The organism is Blastococcus sp. SYSU D00922 (assembly GCF_054050495.1).
Window position 1 is genome coordinate 224,548 of sequence record NZ_JBJGZL010000003.1, and the last position, 18,048, is coordinate 242,595.

Genomic DNA, 18,048 nt, shown 5'->3' on the forward strand with positions numbered 1-18,048 from the left:
GTGGCCGCGCCGCTGCGCGCCACCGGAATGGGGAGGTACCGCATGAGCGAGACGACGACCTCGACGGAGGGCCGGACGTTCCCGCCGCCCGAGCAGCTCGCCGCCCACGCCAACGTCGGTCCGGACGTCTACGACCGGGCGGCGCAGGACCGCCTCGGCTTCTGGGCGGAGCAGGCCCGCCGGCTCACCTGGACCCAGGAGTGGGACGAGGTCCTCGACTGGAGCAACCCGCCGTTCGCCAAGTGGTTCGTCGGCGGCAAGCTCAACGTCGCCTACAACTGCGTCGACCGGCACGTCGAGGACGGCCACGGCGACCAGGTCGCCTACCACTGGGAGGGCGAGCCGGGCGACACCCGCACGATCACCTACGCCCAGCTCAAGGACGAGGTCTCCAAGGCCGCGAACGCGCTGGTGGAGCTCGGCGTGAACGCCGGCGACCGCGTCGCCATCTACATGCCGATGATCCCGGAGACCATCATCGCGATGCTGGCCTGCGCCCGCATCGGCGCCGTCCACATGGTCGTCTTCGGCGGCTTCTCCGCCGACGCCCTGGCCAGCCGGCTCGACGACGCCGGTGCCGTCCTCGTCATCACCGCCGACGGCGGCTACCGGCGCGGCGCCCCCAGCGCCCTCAAGCCGGCCGTGGACGACGCGGTGGGCCGCAGCCCCGGCGTCCGCAACGTGCTGGTGGTGAAGCGGACCGAGCAGGACGTCGAGTGGACGGAGGGCCGCGACCTCTGGTGGCACGACGTCGTCGAGCGGCAGTCGACCGAGCACGAGCCGGAGTCCTTCGACGCCGAGCACCCCCTCTACATCATGTACACGTCGGGGACGACGGCGAAGCCCAAGGGCATCCTGCACACCAGCGGCGGCTACCTGACGCAGGTCGCCTACACGCACTGGGCGACCTTCGACCTCAAGCCCGACGACGACGTCTACTGGACGGCGGCCGACGTCGGCTGGGTGACCGGCCACAGCTACATCGTCTACGGGCCGCTGGCCAACCGGGCCACGTCGGTCATGTACGAGGGGACGCCGGAGACCCCGCACCGCGGCCGCTGGTTCGAGCTGATCCAGAAGTACGGCGTCACCATCCTCTACACCGCCCCCACGGTCATCCGGACGTTCATGAAGTGGGGCGAGGACATCCCGGCCGGCTTCGACCTGACGTCGCTGCGGCTGCTGGGCTCGGTCGGCGAGCCGATCAACCCGGAGGCGTGGCTCTGGTACCACCAGAACATCGGCGGCGGGCGCTGCCCGATCGTCGACACCTGGTGGCAGACCGAGACCGGCGCCCACATGATCACCCCGCTGCCCGGCGTCACGACGCTCGTCCCGGGCTCCGCCCAGGTGCCCTTCCCGGGGATCTCCGCCAAGGTCGTCGACGACGAGGGCAACGAGCTGGCCGACGACTCGACCGGCCTGCTGGTGCTGACCGAGCCGTGGCCGTCGATGCTGCGCACCATCTGGGGCGACGACGACCGCTACGTCGACACCTACTGGTCGCGGTTCGGCAAGAACGTCTACTTCGCCGGCGACGGGGCCAAGAAGGACGCGGACGGCAACATTTGGCTGCTCGGCCGGGTCGACGACGTCATGAACGTGTCCGGTCACCGGATCTCCACCACCGAGGTCGAGTCCTCGCTGGTGGGTCACCCGACCGTCGCGGAGGCCGCGGTCGTCGGCGCCAGCGACCCGACGACCGGCCAGGGCATCGTCGCCTTCGTGATCCTGCGCGGCAATGCGGAGGACTCCGGCGACGAGCTCGTGCAGACGCTGAAGACGCACGTCGCGAAGGACATCGGCCCCATCGCCAAGCCGCGCCAGATCATGGTCGTGCAGGAGCTGCCCAAGACCCGCTCGGGCAAGATCATGCGGCGACTGCTCCGCGACATCGCCGAGAACCGCGAGCTCGGCGACGTGACGACGCTGACCGACTCCTCGGTGATGAACATGATCAAGGAGAAGCTGCCCGCGGCACCCTCCGAGGACTGAGCCCCGGCGCCTCCGCCTCCCGATCGGGGGAGGCGGAGGCGCGCGCTCGGCCGACGTGCGGCACGATTCGGGTGACCACCTGCACCGATCGAAGGAGGAGCCCCCGTGGCCCACAGTGTGTCGCCGGCTTCCCGGAACTCGACGACAGGAGCCGAGGAGCCCTCCGTCGGCACGCTCGTCCAGAGCGCGATGGCCGACATCTCCACGCTGGTCCGCAGCGAGATCGAGCTGGCCAAGGCCGAGATCGGCAAGTCGGCGAAGAAGGCCGGCATCAGCGTCGGCCTGTTCGGCGCGGCCGGTGTCCTGGTGGCGTTCGCGGGGATCTACTTCTTCGTCACGGTGGCCGAGGCGCTTACCGCGCTGGGGCTCCCCCGCTGGGTCTCCTACGGCATCGTGACCGTCTTCCTGCTGCTGCTGGCCGGCGTCTGCGCGCTGATCGGGCGCCGGATGATCAAGAAGATCGAGAAGCCGGAGCGCACGCTGGAGACCCTCTCCGACCTGCCGGAGGTGCTGCACCGCGAGGCCCCCGGGGCGCGCCACCGGGACGTCCCCGAGGTGAGCAACGGCAAGGTCGCCCTGCGCGGCAACCAGACGTACAAGGTCTGAGCGCCCGGTGACCGTCCCCCCGGACGGCCCACCCGACGCGACCAGCGTCCTCCTGCCCGGGCCCTGGACCCACCGCGACATCTCGGCGAACGGCGTCCGCCTGCACGCGGCGGAGGCCGGCTCGGGGCCGCTGGTCCTGCTGCTGCACGGGTTCCCGCAGTTCTGGTGGACCTGGCGGTCGCAGCTGACCGGGCTGGCGGAGGCGGGGTTCCACGTCGTCGCGCCCGACCTGCGCGGCTACGGCGCGAGCGACAAGCCACCGCGCGGCTACGACCTGCCCACGTTGTCGGCGGACGTCGCCGCGCTCGTGCGAGCGCTGGGCGAGCAGGACGCCGTGGTCGTGGGCCACGACTGGGGCGGGCTGCTCGGCTGGACCATGGCCGCGCTGCACCCCAGGAGCGTGCGCCGGCTCGTGGTGCTGTCGATGGCGCACCCGCGGCGGCTGCGCGCCGGCATGACCGACCCGGCCCAGCGGCGCGCGTCCCGCTACGCGCTGGGCTTCCAGGTGCCCCGCCTGCCCGAGCGCCGCCTGACCCGCACCGACGACGACCCGGTGGCCGACCTGATGCAGCGCTGGTCGGGCCCCGCGTGGACGCGCACCCCCGACTTCGCGGAGGCGGTGGACCGCTACCGGGCCGCGGCGCGCATCCCGCAGGCCGCGTACGGCGCGATGGAGTACTACCGCTGGGCGGCCCGCTCGCAGCTGCGCCCCGACGGCCTGCGCTACGCGCGGCGGATGTCGGCGCCGGTCACCGCGCCGACGTTGCAGCTGCACGGCACGCTCGACTCCTGCGTGCTGGTGGACACGGCCCGGGGCTCCGGCCGGTACGTGGCCGGCGCCTACGAGTGGCGGGAGCTCCCGGGCATCGGCCACTTCCCCCAGGAGGAGGCCCCGGACCTGGTCACCGAGGCCATCGCCGGCTGGGCGGCGTAGCGCAGCGGAGCCGCCCGAGGTGACGCGATGGAACGGCCCCCGTTCAGGGCCCCGCCGCGAGCGCAGCGAGGTGCGGGGGGCAGCGAGATCCTTCTACTACTCGCAGGGACCGGTGCCCACCTCGGCGGTGGCGCGGCTGCCGACGTTCGCGGCCTCGGCGACCTGCGGGCCGGTGAGGGCGTAGCCGGTGTCGGGGTCGTCGATCGCCGAGGCGAAGACGACGCCCAGCACGCTGCCGTCGGGCGCGAACAGCGGCCCGCCGGAGTTGCCCGCCCGGACGGTGCCGTACAGCGCGTAGACGTCGCGGACGACGGTCTGCGTGCCGCGGAAGTCCGGACCGCTGATCTCGCCGCGGTCGCGGACGCGGGCCGGGCCGACGAAGAACGGCCCGCCGCCCGGGTAGCCCATGATGATCGCGTCGTCACCGGCCTCCGCCGGGTCCGCGGTGAAGGTGAGCGGCAGCGTCTCCAGCCCGGGGACGGCGAGGACCGCGACGTCGATCTCCTCGTCGACGTAGACCGGGACGGCGTCGTACTCGTCGCCCTCGGCCAGCACCACGGGGTCGCCCACGCCCGCCAGCACGTGCGCGTTCGTCATGACCCGCTCCGGCGCGTAGACGAACCCGGAGCCGTCGATCTGCCGGGAGCACGACGCCGCGATGCCGCTGATCTTCACGACCGAGCCCTCCACCGACGCCACGACCGGGCTGTTCAGCAGCGCCGGGTCGGGCGCCTCCACCTCGCGCACCTGCGTGGGGGTGAGCGGGTCGAGGACGTCGGGCAGGCCGCGGCGGTCGATGGCGTCGCGCAGCGTGTCGTAGACGGTGCGGACGCCGTCGGGGACGGCCCGGTCGACGGCCTGCACCAGCGCCGACTGCCGCACCTGGCTGGCGACCTGCGGGAACGGCGAACTGGCCAGCGGCGAGGCGACCATCCAGGCCACCAGCAGCACGGCGGTCGCCGACAGGACCGCCCCGGCGACGGAGTCGACCATCTTGGCCGGCTCCCACGTGACCCTCCCGCGGATCGCCCGGCCGATCGCCCCGGCCAGGATCTGCCCGAGCAGGGCCGCGGCGAGGACGACGACCAGCGCCGCGAACACCCGTGTCACGCTCGAGCCGTCGATGCGCTCGGCGACCGGTCCGGAGAGCTGGGCGCCCAGGACGGCGCCGCCGAGGAACCCGAGGATCGAGGTGGCGGACACCAGCAGGCCCTGGCGGAACCCGGAGAGCGCGAAGACCAGGGCCAGGACGATCAGGACGACGTCGACGAGGGACACCGGCTTACCCGCGCACCGTCATCGTGCCGACCTGGCCGAGCTGGACGTGGAAGGTGCACTCGAAGGGGTGGTCGCCGGGCTCGGCGACGGTGAACTCGATCGTCTTCTCCTCGCCCGGGGCCACGAGCGAGATGCCCTCGCCGATGTCCTCCGGGCCGGCGCCCTCGGTGAACTCGAGGTTGTGGGTCATCTGCTCGGCCACGTTGACCACGGTCAGCCGGACCTTGCCCGGGTCGACGGTGAAGCTGTCGGGCACGAACACGTAGTCGTCCTGGGTCTGCACGGTGATCTCCTGGACCCCGTCCGGTCCCGTGGTGACCTCGCCGACGCCCGGCGCGGTGCTCGGCGCGGCCTCGTCGCCGGCGTCCCCGCTGCCTCCGCACCCCACCAGCAGCACCGCCGCCGCGGCCAGGCCGGCGACCTGCGTGGAGAGACGCTTCATCGGGGCGGAACCGTACGCGCCGGAGGGCCGTCGGGCGCGGGATCGGCCACCGTCGGCGCGGCGGCGGCGTCGCGGTCGTCGTCGTCCCCGGAGCCCGGCAGCGTGTACGGCCGCAGCATGGACTCCGGGATCGGGCGCACGTCGCGGGTGTTCCACGGCCGGCTCAGGCCGGCGGCCTCGAGGATCGCCTCGAGCAGGCCGGCGGTGAACCCCCACACGAGCATGTCGGCGACGGCGAACGCAGGTCCGATGTAGCCCGACGGGTGGCTGAGCCGGAACCGGTTGGCCGGGTCGGTCAGCTCGGCGAGCGGCACGCGCGCGACCCGGGCCACCTCGTCCGGGTCGCCGATGCTGACGTCCCCCGGGTCCTCCCACCACCCGACCACCGGGACGACCAGCCGGTCCGACGGCGGTAGGTAGAGCTCCTGCAGGGTGGCCAGCACCCGCACGCCGTCCGGGTCGACCCCGGCCTCCTCCTGCGCCTCGCGCAGCGCCGTGCCGACCGGGAAGTCGTCACCCGCGTCCACCCCACCGCCGGGGAAGGCGGGCTGGCCGGCGTGGCTGCGCAGGTGGGCCGACTTCTCGATCAGCAGGACGTCGGGGCCGTCGACGCCCTCGCCGAACAGGATCAGCACGGCGGACCGGCGCGCGGTCGAGGACGCCTGCGGCATGCGGTGGCGCAGGGGCAGGTCGGCGGCCGAGCGCAGCAGCCGCTGCAGGTAGTCCGGCAGGCCGTCGAGGTCGGCGGCGGGCGTGGTCACAGCTGCACCCCGAGGTGCTCGGCGACCAGCGCGCGCAGCTCGTCGACGGAGGAGACGTCGCCGACCTGGGTGTGCACGACCGCCCCGTCCGCGTCGAGGAAGTAGGTGAACGGCAGGGCGTTGAGGCCGAGCTCGGTCATGAGCTCCCCGTCCCCGTCGAAGGCACCCGGAAACGTGACGCCCGCGTCATCGGCGAACGAGCCGGCCTGCGGGACGCCGTCCTTGCTGATGACACCCAGCACCTGGACCCGGCCGTCCGCGGAATCCGCGAACTCCTGCAGCAGCGGCAGCTCCTCGCGGCACGGCCCGCACCAGCTCCCCCACAGGTTGACCAGCGTCGGGACGCCGGGGGCGCGGCCGAGGTCGAGGGAGCCGCCGCCGAGGCAGTCGAAGGCCAGCGCGGGCATCGTCTGCGCGCCGGCCGCCGGCCGCTCGGGCTGCTCCGGGCAGGGCAGCAGCGAGGTCTCGGCGGTCGCGACGTCCGTCGTCGGCGAGGCATCGGGGGCCGCCTCGCCGGCGGCGGTGCAGCCGGCCAGCAACGACGCGAGCACGAGACCGCCGGCGGCGGCCGTCCGCAGCCGCGTCATTCGGTGTCCGACGTGGCCGGGGTCTTGACCAGCTTGACCGCGACCTCGGGGTCGACCGGCCCGATGCCGAAGGAGGGGCACCACTTCGCCAGGCCGCACGCGCCGCAGGCCGCCTTCTTGGCGTGGCACACCCGGCGGCCGTGGAAGATCACGCGGTGGGAGAAGTCGGTCCACTCCTTCTTCGGGATCAGCTCGGCGATCTCGGCCTCGACCTTCACCGGGTCCTCCTCCGCCGTCCACCCGAACCGGCGGACCAGCCGGCCGAAGTGGGTGTCGACGGTGAGGCCGGGCATGCCGAAGGCGTTGCCGAGGACGACGTTCGCGGTCTTGCGCCCCACCCCGGGGAGCGTGACGAGGTCGGCCATGCGCGCCGGCACCTCGCCGTCGAACCGCTCGACGAGCGCCTGGCTGAGCCCGAGCACCGAGTTCGCCTTGGCGCGGAAGAACCCGGTGGGCTTGAGGATGGTCTCGAGCTCCTCGCGGTCGGCTCCCGCGAGCGCCACGGCATCGGGGTACCGGGCGAAGAGCGTCGGCGTCACCTTGTTGACCATCTTGTCCGTGGTCTGGGCCGACAGGACCGTCGCGACGAGCAGCTCGAAGGCGTTGGTGAAGTCCAGCTCGCAGTGCGCGTCCGGGTGGATCAGGGCGAGCTCGCGGGCCATGCGCCGCGCCCGGCGGGTGCGCGACAGCGGCGTCTCCCCCGGGTCGTACGGCGAGGCGCCGGTGCGGGCGGCGAGCGTGGGCCGGCGGACGGGGGCGGGCCGCGCGTACGCGGGCTCAGACGCGGGCAGTGACACGCGGTCGAGGGTAGGCGGAGACCCTGACGTGTTCCGGCCGTGCCACCATGGGGAACGGACAGGTCACGGCCCGGACGGGCCCTACGATGGAGAGGTGGCAGGCGGTGGTCGCTCTGAGCGTCATCCTGTTCCCGCCCCTGCTCATCGCCTTCCTGCTGGTGATGGAGCGCGTCGAGGAGCCGCTGCGCCGGCCCGCGTCCCCGCGCGAGGTGACCGAGTTCCTGAGCACGGCGACGGCCGGCGAGGTCGACACGCTGGCCTCGTCGGGCATCCGCCGGGCGCTGTTCCGCTGGCGCCGCCGGCGCACCAAGGACGCCGGGACGGCCAACCCACCCCTCGTGTGAGCCGCGGTCCGCGTCGGCCGTGACCCAGGCCACTCGCTCGGAGGAGGGACGCGTCCGCCCACCGAACGGGTGACCGAATGCACAGCCGCCTAGACTCCCTCCGGACACGGACGCCTGTGCGTCCATGCGAACGGCAGTGAGAGGACGTGCAGTGGACGAGGTGCTGGCCCAGTCCGGGCTCTTCCAGGGGCTCTCGGAAGAGGCGGTGGACCCGGTCGCCAGTCGCTTGGAGATGATCACGCTCCCGCGGGGGCGCGTGGTCTTCAACGAGGGCGAGCCCGGGGACAGCCTGTACATCGTCGTCTCCGGGAAGATCAAGCTGTCCCGCCGCTCCCCGGACGGCCGCGAGAACGTGCTCGCCGTCATGGGTCCCTCGGACCAGTTCGGCGAGCTCTCGGTCTTCGACCCGGGCCCGCGCACCGCGACCGCGACCGCGGTGACCGACGTGAAGCTGGCCCGCATGCCGCAGTCGGTGCTGCGCCCGTGGATCGAGGCGCACCCGGAGATCGGCGAGCAGCTGCTGCGCGTGCTGGCCCGCCGCCTGCGCCGCACCAACGACTCGGTCGCCGACCTGATCTTCACCGACGTCCCCGGCCGCGTGGCCAAGGCCCTGCTGCAGATGGCCGACCGCTTCGGCAGCCGCGAGAGCGACGGCCTGCGCGTCAAGCACGACCTGACGCAGGAGGAGCTGGCCCAGCTCGTCGGCGCCTCGCGGGAGACCGTGAACAAGGCCCTGGCCGACTTCGTGCACCGCGGCTGGATCCAGCTGCAGGGCAAGTCGGTCGTCGTCCTCGACGAGGACCGCCTGCGCCGTCGCGCGCGCTAGCCACCGACGCACGGACGAGGGCCCGGAACCGTCACGGTTCCGGGCCCTCGTCGTGCTCCTGGGGTGTCGTTCGCGCTCCTGGAGTCCTGCAGGACCGCGGGAGCGCGAGAAACGCTCCAGGAGGGCGGCCTCACGAGGGAAGCGGCACCACCAGGCGGATGCGCGTCCCGTCGGGGAGCACCGCCCACTTCCCGTCGGCGGTCTCCTCGAAGGTCGGGCTGATCGGGTGCAGCGGTTCCGGCGGCGAGCCGTCCAGGGCGGCCGCGACGTCGGCGAACGGCTCGAGCTGGCCGAGCGTGTGCGTCGTCGGCGGCAGCATCGGCCGCGCGCCGGCGGCCGCCTCGGCCAGCGCGGCCGAAGGCGTCAGCCACGCGGCCTCGTCGGCCTCGCCGGAGACGTCGCGGGCCTCCTGCCCCACCGGTAGCGCCGCGACGAAGAACTTGGTGTCGTAGCGCCGCGGCTCGACCGGCGGCGTGATCCAGTGCGCGAACGGCCGCAGCAGGTCCGACCGCAGCGCCAGCCCGCGCCCGGCCAGCAGCTCGGTGAGCGAGAGGTCCCGGGTCAGCAGCGCCTGCCGCTGCTCCTCCCAGTCGTCACCGGACACGTCCGGCACGACCGCGCCGCCCCGCGGGTCCCCGGCCAGCAGGACGCCGGCCTCCTCGAACGTCTCCCGCACCGCGGCGCAGACGAGCTCGCGGGCGGTGCGCTCGTCGCAGCCGAACGCGGTGGCCCACTCCGCGGGCGACGGGCCGAACCAGGCGACGTCCGCGTCGCCGTCGCGCTCGTCAACCCCGCCGCCGGGGTAGGCGGTCATGCCGCCGGCGAACGGCATGCCCGTGGTGCGCCGCAGCAGGTAGACCTCGAGGCCCGGCGCCCCGTCGCGCACGAGGAGGACCGTCGCGGCCTGCCGCGGTTCGGTCATCCCCTGAGTTCGACGGTCAGCTCGACCTCGACCGGGGCACCCAGCGGGAGCTCGGCCACCCCGATGGCGCTGCGCGCGTGCTGCCCCGCCTCGCCGAACACCTTGCCCAGGAACTCGCTGGCGCCGTTGACCACCCGCGGCTGGCCGGTGAAGCCCTCGGCGCTGGCGACGTAGCCGACCACGCGCACGATCCGCGCGACCTCGTCGAGGCCGACCAGGTCGTCCACGGCGGCCAGGGCGTTGAGCGCGCACACCTTGGCGTCCGCGGCGGCCGCCTCGACGTCCACCGAGCCGCCGACCTTGCCGGTCCGGCGCAGGCCGCCGTCGACGAAGGGCAGCTGGCCGGAGGTGAACACCAGCGAGCCGGTCCGGACGGCGGGCACGTAAGCGGCCACCGGTGCGGCGACGGCGGGCAGCCGGATGCCCAGCTCGGCCAGGCGGGCGTGCCAGCTCATGCCGGGCGCTTGAGGTAGGCGACGAGCTGGTCGGAGCCGCCGGGACCCGGCAGCACGGTCACCAGCTCCCACCCGTCGACGCCCCAGGAGTCGAGGATCGCCTTGGTGTTGTGGACGAGCAGCGGGATGGTCGCGTACTCCCACTTGCGGCGGGCCGGTTCGGTCATGCCTGGACGCTAGCGCAGCGGTGGCGGCCTGCTCCTAGGCTGGTGCAGGTGAGCCCCGACCCGTCCTCCGTGCGCCTGCACGTCGTCACCGGCAAGGGCGGGACCGGCAAGACCACCGTCGCCGCCGCGCTGGCCCTCGCCCTGGCCGCGGACGGCCGGTCCGTCCTCCTCGTCGAGACCGAGGGCCGGCAGGGCATCGCACAGCTCTTCGACACCCCGCCGCTGCCCTACGAGGAGCGCCGCGTGGCCGTCACCCGCGGGGGCGGGGAGGTGAAGGCCTTGGCGATCGACGTCGAGGAGGCCCTCCTCGACTACCTCGACATGTTCTACAACCTGCGCCGGGCCGGCCGGGCGCTGCGCAAGATGGGCGCGATCGACTTCGCCACGGCCATCGCGCCGGGCCTCCGCGACGTGCTCATCACCGGCAAGATCAAGGAGGCCGTCACCCGCCGGCACGACGGGCGGCCGGTGTACGACGCCGTCGTCGTCGACGCGCCGCCGACCGGCCGGATCACCCGCTTCCTCGGCGTCACCGCCGAGATGGCCCAGCTCGCCCGCTCCGGCCCCATCAAGACCCAGAGCGACGGCGTCATGGCCGTGCTGCGCTCGCCCCAGACGGCGGTGCACCTGGTGACCCTGCTCGAGGACATGCCGGTCCAGGAGACGGCCGACGCCATCGCGGAGCTGACCAAGGCCGACCTGCCCGTCGGCTCGGTGATCGTGAACATGGCGACCGAGCCGGTGCTCCCGGTCGACGCCCTGACCCGCGCCGCGGAGGGCCGCCTCACCGGTGCCGACCTGCTGTCCGGCCTGGCGCCGGCGCACCTGCCGGGCGGGACCGACGTCGCCGACGCCCTGGCCGCCGAGGTCACCGAGCACGCCCAGCGCTGGGCCGGGCAGGACGCCCTCCGCGACGACGTCGAGGCGCTCGGCCGCCCCACCGTGGAGCTGCCGCTGCTCACCGGTCCCATGGACGTCGGGACGCTGTTCGAGCTGGCCGGCCGGCTGGAGGACCACGTGCGCACCGAGGTGGCCGCGTGACCGCCGCCCCGGAGGAGCGCCCGGGCCGCCCCGCGGCCGCCGCCCGCCCGGCGCCCGCCGCCCCGGCGATGGACCTGGACGCCCTGGTCACCGACCCGGCGACGCGGATCATCGTCTGCTGCGGGGCCGGCGGCGTGGGCAAGACGACGACGTCGGCGGCGCTGGCCCTGGCCGCCGCGGAGGCCGGCCGCACGGTCGTCGTCCTCACCATCGACCCGGCTCGGCGGCTGGCGCAGTCCCTGGGACTCGTGGAGCTGGACAACGAGCCGCGGCGGGTCGAGACGCCGGGGGCCGACGGCGAGCTGCACGCGATGATGCTGGACATGAAGCGCACGTTCGACGACGTCGTCGTGGCGCATTCGACCCCCGAGCGGGCCCAGCAGATCCTGGAGAACCCCTTCTACCAGTCGCTGTCCTCGTCCTTCGCCGGGACGCAGGAGTACATGGCGATGGAGAAGCTGGGCCAGCTGCGGGCCAGCGACCAGTGGGACCTGATCATCGTCGACACCCCGCCGTCGCGGTCGGCGCTGGACTTCCTCGACGCCCCGAACCGGATGAGCCGCTTCCTCGACGGCACGATGATCCGGCTGCTCACCGCGCCCAGCCGGACCGGCTTCAAGATCGCCAGCGCCGGGTTCATGTTCTTCAGCCGGATCATCTCGAAGATCCTCGGCGGGCAGCTGCTGCGCGACATCTCCGCGTTCGTCGCCGCGCTGGACACCATGTTCGGCGGCTTCCGCGAGCGGGCGACCGCGACCTACGAGCTGCTCCGCCGTCCCGGCACCTGGTTCGTCGTGGTGGCGACGCCGGAGCCGGACGCGCTGCGCGAGGCCTCCTACTTCGTCGACCGGCTGTCGGCCGAGGGGATGCCGCTGGCCGGGCTGGTGCTCAACCGCACGCACCCGCCGGCCACCACGCTGCTGTCGGCCACGCGGGCGGAGGGCGCCGCCGAGCGGGTCGGCGAGGCCGGTGCCGAGGGGGCCGAGCTCGCGGCCGCAGCGCTGCGGGTGCACGCCGAGCGGATGGTGCAGGCCGCCCGGGAGCAGCACCTGGCCGACCGGTTCACCAGCGCCCACCCGGAGGTCGCCGTCCGCACCGTCCCGGCCGCCGCGGGCGACGTGCACGACCTCGACGGGCTGCGCGTCATGGGCGAGGCGCTGACCGGCCTGGACGCGGACACGCCGACCGGCACGCCGCGCACCCGGGTCCTCCCCGCGCGCCGCAGCTGACCTCGGGCTCCGCGGCGCCGGGGCACGTACATTCGACGCCGATGTCGGAGAACGCTGCCCTCAGGACCCGCACGCTCGTCAAGCTCGCCGCGACGATCGTGGTCGCCGGTGCGCTGCTCGCCGGATTCCTCTTCCCCTGGGTGGGCGGGTCCGGGCTCGTGGCGCGCAACTCCGCGTCGCTGCTCGACGCCCTCCCGGTGGAGCTGACCGACGAGACACCGGCGGGCAACACGAAGATCCTGGCGGCCGACGGCTCGCTGATCACCAACCTGTACGAGAACAACCGGACGCCGGTGACGCCGGACCAGATCTCGCCGATCATGAAGCAGGCGCTGGTCGACATCGAGGACTCCCGCTTCTACGACCACAACGGCCTCGACGTGCAGGGCACCATGCGCGCCCTCGTCACCAACGTGGCCGCCGGCTCGGTCGAGGAGGGCGGCTCGACGCTGACCCAGCAGCTGGTCAAGCAGACCCTGCTGCAGACGGCGGAGACCCCCGAGGACCAGCAGGCCGCGGTCGACCAGAACGTGGGCCGCAAGCTGCGCGAGGCGCGACTGGCGCTCGCCCTGGAGGAGACCTATCCCAAGGACGAGATCCTCACCCGCTACCTGAACATCGTGTACTTCGGGCACGGCGCCTACGGCATCCAGGCCGCCGCCCAGAAGTACTTCAGCGTCAACGCGATCGACCTGACGCTCCCCCAGGCCGCCATGCTCGCCGGGCTGGTGCAGAGCCCCACCAACGACGACCCGATCTCCAACCCGGAGAACGCGGTCGCCCGCCGCAACCAGGTGCTGCAGCGGATGTTCGACCTCGGGCACATCACCGAGCAGGAGCTCAACGAGATCTCGCCCCAGCCGGTCGCGGTCGCCGAGGGCGTCGACCCGCCCAACGGCTGCATCGACGCCGCGGTCGGCGGCTTCTTCTGCGCCTACGCGGTCCAGCACCTGACCCGCGAGCTCGGCATGAGCGAGAACGACCTCAAGCGCGACGGCCTGACCATCCAGACGACGCTGCGGCCGGACCTGCAGACCTACGGCGACCAGGCGGTGCTCAACACACTGGCCATGGGCGACCAGCTCGCGGGCATGTTCACCGCCATCGAGCCCGGCACCGGCCACGTGCTGGCCATGAGCACCAACCGCCGCTACGGGTGCAGCGACCCCGACTGCGAGTCCGTCGTCCTCAACGACGTGGCCAGCAAGGGCGCCGGCTCCACCTACAAGGTCTTCACGGCCGCGGCCGCGCTCGAGGCCGGCATCGGCGCCGGGACGACGATCAGCACGCCGGGCAACCAGTACACCTCGCGGGTCTACCGCGGGCCGGCGTGCGGCGCGAACCGCGACCGCACCACGGGCATGTACTGCGTCGAGAACGCCGGCAACTACCCCGACACCCTCGACATGGTGGGCGCGCTGGTCCGCTCGTCGAACACCTACTTCCTCGCGCTCGAGGACCGCCTGGGCAGCGTCGAGGGCCCGGTCCGGATGTCGGAGCGGATGGGGCTGACGTACGACCAGCCCACCCAGAACCCGGCGCAGGACATCATCGACGGCAACTTCGGCTCGTTCACCCTCGGCGCCGAGGCCACCAGCCCGCTCGAGCTCGCCAACGCCTACGCCACCCTCGGCGCCCAGGGCACGAAGTGCGACCCCATCCCGGTGACGGCGGTGCTCGACCGGGCCGGCCAGCCGCTGACCAAGGACGGGCAGCCCCTGGTGACGGGTGACTCGTGCACCCCGGAGTCGATCCCGCCCGCGATCGCCAACACGCTCAGCCAGATCCTGGTCGGCGACGTCGCCACCCCGGCCGGTACCGGTACCCGCGCCGCGGTGCCGGGCCACGAGATCGCCGGCAAGACGGGTACCGCGCAGGGCCGCGACTCGGTGGCGTTCGTCGGCTTCATGCCCGAGTACGCGGCCAGCGTGATGGTGTTCAACCCCAAGGAGAAGCAGGACGTCGGCGGCTACGGCGGCAACCTGCCGGCGACGATCTGGCGTGACGCGATGGCGCCGTTCCTCGCCGACAAGCCCACCTCGCCGTTCCCGCCCGCGGACCAGGGCCTGCTCAACGGCGGCCGGCCCGCCCCGCAGCCGGCACCCTCTCCCGCCCCGGCGCCCGCCCCCACGGGTGACGCCCCGGCGCCCGACCCCAACGCCCCCGCGCCCGACCCGAACGCGCCGGTCCCGCAGGGCGGCACGGAGGGGCCGCCCGCGGACCCGGGCAACCCTGACGCGAACCGGGGCCGCGGTCCCGGCTGAGGCTCAGCCGAGCTGGCGGCGCACCTCCGCGGCGACCCGACCGCCCTCGGCGCGCCCGGCGACGGCGCCCTGCACGGCGCCCATGACCTTGCCCATGTCCTTCATGCCGGAGGCGCCGGTGCGGGTGATGACGTCGGCGACGAGCGCGGTCAGGTCGGCGTCGTCCAGCTGCGCGGGCAGGTAGCCGGCGAGCACGCCGCCCTCGGCCTCCTCGCGCTCGGCCTGCTCGGTGCGCCCGGCGCCGGCGAAGGCCTCGGCGGCCTCCCGGCGCTTCTTCGCCTCACGGCGCAGCACGGCCATCACCTCGTCGTCGGAGAGCTCGCGGGCCTCCTTGCCCGCCACCTCCTCGGCGCTGACGGCGGCGAGCACCATGCGGAGGGTCGCCGTCCGCAGCTCGTCGCGGCCCTTCATGGCGGTGGTGAGGTCGTCGCGCAGGCGGTTCTTGAGGTCGGCCACGGGTCCAGCCTGGCACGGCGCGGGATCCGGGCGCGCACGTAGGCTCTGCGACCGTGCGCTGGTACACCGCCCTCCCCGCCGCGACCGTCGCCTCCGGAGCGGCGGTGACCGCCTACGCGGGGCTCTACGAGCGCACCCGGTGGACGCTGCGCCGGTTCGACGTCCCCGTGCTGGCGCCGGGGTCGGCGCCGCTCACGATCCTGCAGATCTCCGACCTGCACATGACCGCCGGCCAGCGCTCCAAGCAGGAGTGGGTCGCCGGGCTGGCGGACCTGGAGCCGGACCTGGTGATCAACACCGGCGACAACCTCGCCGGGTTCGACGCCGTGCCGGGCACGCTCAAGGCCCTGGACCCGCTCATGGACCGTCCCGGCGCCTTCGTGCTGGCCAGCAACGACTACTTCGCGCCCCGGCCGAAGAACCCGCTGAAGTACTTCTGGCCCGACCACAAGCGGGTGCACGGCACGGAGCTGCCGTGGCGGGACCTCCGGGACGGGATGGCCGCCCGCGGGTGGCTGGACCTCACCAACGCGGCCGGTGAGCTGACGGTGGACGGCCGGCGCATCGACTTCGCGGGCGTGGACGACTCCCACCTCAAGCGGGACCGCTACGACCTGGTCGCCGGCCCGGCCGACGCGACGGCGGACGTGCGCATCGGGCTGGCCCACTCCCCCGAGCCGCGGGTGCTCGACCGGTTCGCCGCCGACGGCTACGACCTCCTGCTGTGCGGGCACACGCACGGCGGCCAGCTCCGGGTCCCGTTCTACGGCGCGCTGGTCACCAACTGCGGAATCGACCGCGACCGGGTGCGGTGGCTGCACCGCTGGGCCGAGCCCACCGCCGACCACCCCGCGGGCACGTGGCTGCACGTCTCCGCGGGCCTGGGCACGAGCCCCTACGCGCCGGTCCGGTTCGCCTGCCCGCCGGAGGCGACGCTGCTCACGCTGACCCCCCGGGCCGGCTGACGGAGGACCCGGCTAGACTCGTCCACGGCCTCGGGGTGTGGCGCAGCTTGGTAGCGCGCGTCGTTCGGGACGACGAGGCCGCAGGTTCAAATCCTGTCACCCCGACCACCAGCTCAGGGGCCGCCACATGGCGGCCCCTGAGTCGTTCTCCGGCCCTGGGAGGATGGGGCGGTGACCGCCGAACCCGCCGCTGTCCCCGCTCTCTCCCCCGAGGTCACCGCCCGCTGGCAGGCCCGCTTCCGGGCGCCGCGGGTGTCGCTGCCCGACTGGGCGCAGGACGCCCCGCACCGCAACCTCTACGCCTCCGACCTCGGCGGCGTCGTCGAGCAGTACGCGTGGGACCGGGAGACCGGCGAGCACCGGCAGGTGACCGACCGGCCCAACGGGACGCTCATCGGCACGCTCAGCCCGGACGGCGAGACCATCTGGTGGTTCGCCGACACCGACGGCGACGAGTTCGGCATCTGGATGACCCAGCCCTTCGGGGGCGGCGAGGACGTCGTGGCCGTGCCGGAGGTGGAGCCCGCCTACCCCGCCGGCCTGGAGGTCGGGCGCACCCTGGTGGCCATCGGCCGGGCCACCGACGACGGCAGCGAGCTGTGGCTCGCGCCGTCCGGCGACGCGCCGAGGGTGGTCTACCGGCACGCCGACCCGGCGTCGGTCGACGCGCTCAGCCAGGACGACGCCCTGCTGGTCATCTCGCACTCCGAGCACGGTGACCCGCGCTACCCGGCGCTGCGCGTGCTGGGCACCGCCGACGACTCGGTGCTGGCCGAGAAGTGGGACGGCGAGGGCCGCGGCCTGCACGCCCTGGAGTTCGGGCCGCTGCCCGACGACCGCCGGCTGCTCGTCAGCCACGAGCGGCGCGGGCGCGACGAGCTGCTCATCTGGGACGTCGCGACCGACACCGAGACCGAGATCGTGCTCGACCTGCCCGGCGACGTGACGGCGGGCTTCTACCCGGACGGCACCGCGCTGCTGGTGGGTCACGACCACGCCGCCCGGAGCGAGATCTACCGCTACGACCTCGCCACGGGCGCGCTGGAGAAGCTGGAGACCCCGCCCGGCGTCGTCCGCGGGGCGACCGCCCGGCCCGACGGCACCGTGGAGCTCGCCTGGTCCTCCGCGGCGCTGCCGCCGGTGATCCGCCGCGCGGACGGCCCGGTCGTGCTGTCGGTCGCCGACGAGGAGCCGCCGGAGGCCTACCCGGTCGAGGACCGCTGGGTGCCCGGTCCCGGTGGAGACATCCACGCGCTCGTCGTCCGGCCGTCCGGTCCCCCGCCGTACGCGACGGCGTTCCTGGTGCACGGCGGGCCGGAGGCGGCCGACGACGACTCCTACCGCGCCCGCCGCGCGGCCTACGTGGACGCCGGGTACGCCGTCGTGCACGTGAACTACCGCGGCTCCACGGGCTACGGGTCGATCTGGCGCGACGCGCTGACGGGGCGCCCGGGGCTCACCGAGCTCGAGGACGTCGCCGCCGTCTACGACGCCCTGCTGGCCGAGGGGTTCCTGGACCGGTCGCGGGCGCTGCTCACCGGTGGGTCGTGGGGCGGGTTCCTCACCCTGCTCGGCCTGGGCACGCAGCCGGAGCGCTGGGCTGCCGGCATCGCGGAGGTGCCGGTCGCGGACTACCTGGCCGCCTACGAGGACGAGATGGAGGGCCTGCGGGCCTACGACCGCGCGCTCTTCGGCGGGTCACCGGACGAGGTGCGCGACGTCTACGTGCGCTCCTCGCCGATCACCTACGTCGACGCGGTGGCCGCGCCCGTCCTGGTGGTCGCGGGCGCCAACGACCCGCGCTGCCCGATCCGGCAGATCGACAACTACCTCGGCCGGCTCGAGGAGCTCGGCAAGGAGCACGAGGTGTACCGGTTCGACGCCGGCCACGGCTCGCTCGTCATCGAGGAGACCATCCGCCAGGTCGAGATCGCGCTCGCCTTCGCCCTGAAGCACGTGACGCCCTGAACTGAGGGACT

General features: G+C 73.8%; 19 protein-coding genes and 1 tRNA gene. 11 read left to right on the forward strand and 9 right to left on the reverse strand.

Going from position 1 to position 18,048, the window contains the following annotated elements:
• Positions 1-42 precede the first annotated feature (42 nt).
• The 3 genes from acs to ACI78T_RS06050 all read left to right on the forward strand — a co-directional run bounded on the left by acs (position 43) and on the right by ACI78T_RS06050 (position 3,535).
• Complete coding sequence (acs, locus tag ACI78T_RS06040) at positions 43-1,995, forward strand: acetate--CoA ligase (RefSeq protein WP_456557177.1); 1,953 nt, start codon at positions 43-45, stop codon at positions 1,993-1,995.
• Between the two features lie 105 nt (positions 1,996-2,100).
• Positions 2,101-2,601 carry a phage holin family protein gene (locus ACI78T_RS06045; protein ID WP_456557178.1) on the forward strand — a complete coding sequence of 167 codons (501 nt, stop codon included), beginning with the start codon at positions 2,101-2,103 and terminating at the stop codon, positions 2,599-2,601.
• A 7-nt stretch (positions 2,602-2,608) separates the two neighbouring features.
• A complete protein-coding gene (locus tag ACI78T_RS06050; RefSeq protein ID WP_456557179.1) occupies positions 2,609-3,535 on the forward strand; it encodes an alpha/beta fold hydrolase in 927 nt (308 codons plus the stop codon).
• Between the two features lie 96 nt (positions 3,536-3,631).
• Here ACI78T_RS06050 and ACI78T_RS06055 read toward each other — a convergent pair whose 3' ends face one another.
• From ACI78T_RS06055 to nth, 5 genes are read right to left on the reverse strand one after another with little or no spacing between them, the layout of a single operon-like run.
• Entirely contained in the window at positions 3,632-4,813 is a 1,182-nt protein-coding gene (locus ACI78T_RS06055; RefSeq protein WP_456557180.1) for a MarP family serine protease, read from the reverse strand.
• 4 nt (positions 4,814-4,817) lie between these two features.
• On the reverse strand, positions 4,818-5,255 hold the full coding sequence (locus tag ACI78T_RS06060) for a plastocyanin/azurin family copper-binding protein (RefSeq protein WP_456557181.1): 438 nt from the start codon (positions 5,253-5,255) through the stop codon (positions 4,818-4,820).
• Positions 5,252-6,016 (reverse strand): NUDIX hydrolase, encoded by a 765-nt coding sequence (locus ACI78T_RS06065; protein ID WP_456557182.1) that lies wholly within the window; start codon positions 6,014-6,016, stop codon positions 5,252-5,254. Before ACI78T_RS06065 ends, ACI78T_RS06060 begins: the two co-directional genes overlap by 4 nt.
• On the reverse strand, positions 6,013-6,603 hold the full coding sequence (locus ACI78T_RS06070) for a TlpA family protein disulfide reductase (protein WP_456557183.1): 591 nt from the start codon (positions 6,601-6,603) through the stop codon (positions 6,013-6,015). Before ACI78T_RS06070 ends, ACI78T_RS06065 begins: the two co-directional genes overlap by 4 nt.
• Entirely contained in the window at positions 6,600-7,400 is an 801-nt protein-coding gene (gene nth, locus ACI78T_RS06075) for an endonuclease III (protein ID WP_456557184.1), read from the reverse strand. The genes ACI78T_RS06070 and nth overlap by 4 nt, the downstream gene beginning before the upstream one ends.
• Positions 7,401-7,504: 104 nt before the next feature.
• Between nth and ACI78T_RS06080 the strand changes: the two genes are divergently transcribed.
• Positions 7,505-7,744: a hypothetical protein gene (locus ACI78T_RS06080; RefSeq protein ID WP_456557185.1), complete on the forward strand. Its 240-nt coding sequence runs from the start codon at positions 7,505-7,507 to the stop codon at positions 7,742-7,744.
• A gap of 151 nt (positions 7,745-7,895) precedes the next feature.
• Complete coding sequence (locus ACI78T_RS06085; RefSeq protein ID WP_456557186.1) at positions 7,896-8,570, forward strand: Crp/Fnr family transcriptional regulator; 675 nt, start codon at positions 7,896-7,898, stop codon at positions 8,568-8,570.
• Positions 8,571-8,700: 130 nt separating this feature from the next.
• On the opposite strand, the gene ACI78T_RS06090 is transcribed toward ACI78T_RS06085, so the two are convergent.
• The 3 genes from ACI78T_RS06090 to ACI78T_RS06100 are packed head-to-tail and all read right to left on the reverse strand — an operon-like array spanning position 8,701 to position 10,114.
• A complete protein-coding gene (locus tag ACI78T_RS06090) occupies positions 8,701-9,492 on the reverse strand; it encodes an NUDIX hydrolase (protein WP_456557187.1) in 792 nt (263 codons plus the stop codon).
• A complete protein-coding gene (locus tag ACI78T_RS06095) occupies positions 9,489-9,947 on the reverse strand; it encodes a RidA family protein (protein WP_456557188.1) in 459 nt (152 codons plus the stop codon). The genes ACI78T_RS06090 and ACI78T_RS06095 overlap by 4 nt, the downstream gene beginning before the upstream one ends.
• Positions 9,944-10,114, reverse strand: coding sequence for a hypothetical protein (locus ACI78T_RS06100; RefSeq protein WP_456557189.1), 171 nt, complete (start codon positions 10,112-10,114; stop codon positions 9,944-9,946). The genes ACI78T_RS06095 and ACI78T_RS06100 overlap by 4 nt, the downstream gene beginning before the upstream one ends.
• 48 nt (positions 10,115-10,162) lie before the next feature.
• Between ACI78T_RS06100 and ACI78T_RS06105 the strand changes: the two genes are divergently transcribed.
• Genes ACI78T_RS06105 through ACI78T_RS06115 form a run of 3 tightly spaced genes read left to right on the forward strand, consistent with a single transcriptional unit; the run spans position 10,163 to position 14,648 of the window.
• Positions 10,163-11,155, forward strand: coding sequence for an ArsA-related P-loop ATPase (locus tag ACI78T_RS06105; RefSeq protein ID WP_456557190.1), 993 nt, complete (start codon positions 10,163-10,165; stop codon positions 11,153-11,155).
• A complete protein-coding gene (locus ACI78T_RS06110; RefSeq protein ID WP_456557191.1) occupies positions 11,152-12,384 on the forward strand; it encodes an ArsA family ATPase in 1,233 nt (410 codons plus the stop codon). Before ACI78T_RS06105 ends, ACI78T_RS06110 begins: the two co-directional genes overlap by 4 nt.
• A gap of 41 nt (positions 12,385-12,425) precedes the next feature.
• Positions 12,426-14,648: a transglycosylase domain-containing protein gene (locus tag ACI78T_RS06115; RefSeq protein WP_456557192.1), complete on the forward strand. Its 2,223-nt coding sequence runs from the start codon at positions 12,426-12,428 to the stop codon at positions 14,646-14,648.
• Positions 14,649-14,651: 3 nt separating this feature from the next.
• Here the strand turns inward: ACI78T_RS06115 and ACI78T_RS06120 are convergent, their stop codons facing one another.
• Positions 14,652-15,104, reverse strand: coding sequence for a GatB/YqeY domain-containing protein (locus ACI78T_RS06120; protein ID WP_456557193.1), 453 nt, complete (start codon positions 15,102-15,104; stop codon positions 14,652-14,654).
• Between the two features lie 53 nt (positions 15,105-15,157).
• On the opposite strand from ACI78T_RS06120, the gene ACI78T_RS06125 reads away from it, so the two are divergent.
• From ACI78T_RS06125 to ACI78T_RS06135, 3 genes are all read left to right on the forward strand, one after another.
• A complete protein-coding gene (locus ACI78T_RS06125) occupies positions 15,158-16,069 on the forward strand; it encodes a metallophosphoesterase (RefSeq protein WP_456557194.1) in 912 nt (303 codons plus the stop codon).
• A gap of 31 nt (positions 16,070-16,100) precedes the next feature.
• Positions 16,101-16,177, forward strand: a tRNA-Pro gene (locus ACI78T_RS06130).
• Between the two features lie 63 nt (positions 16,178-16,240).
• A complete protein-coding gene (locus tag ACI78T_RS06135) occupies positions 16,241-18,037 on the forward strand; it encodes a S9 family peptidase (RefSeq protein ID WP_456557195.1) in 1,797 nt (598 codons plus the stop codon).
• Positions 18,038-18,048: the final 11 nt, after the last annotated feature.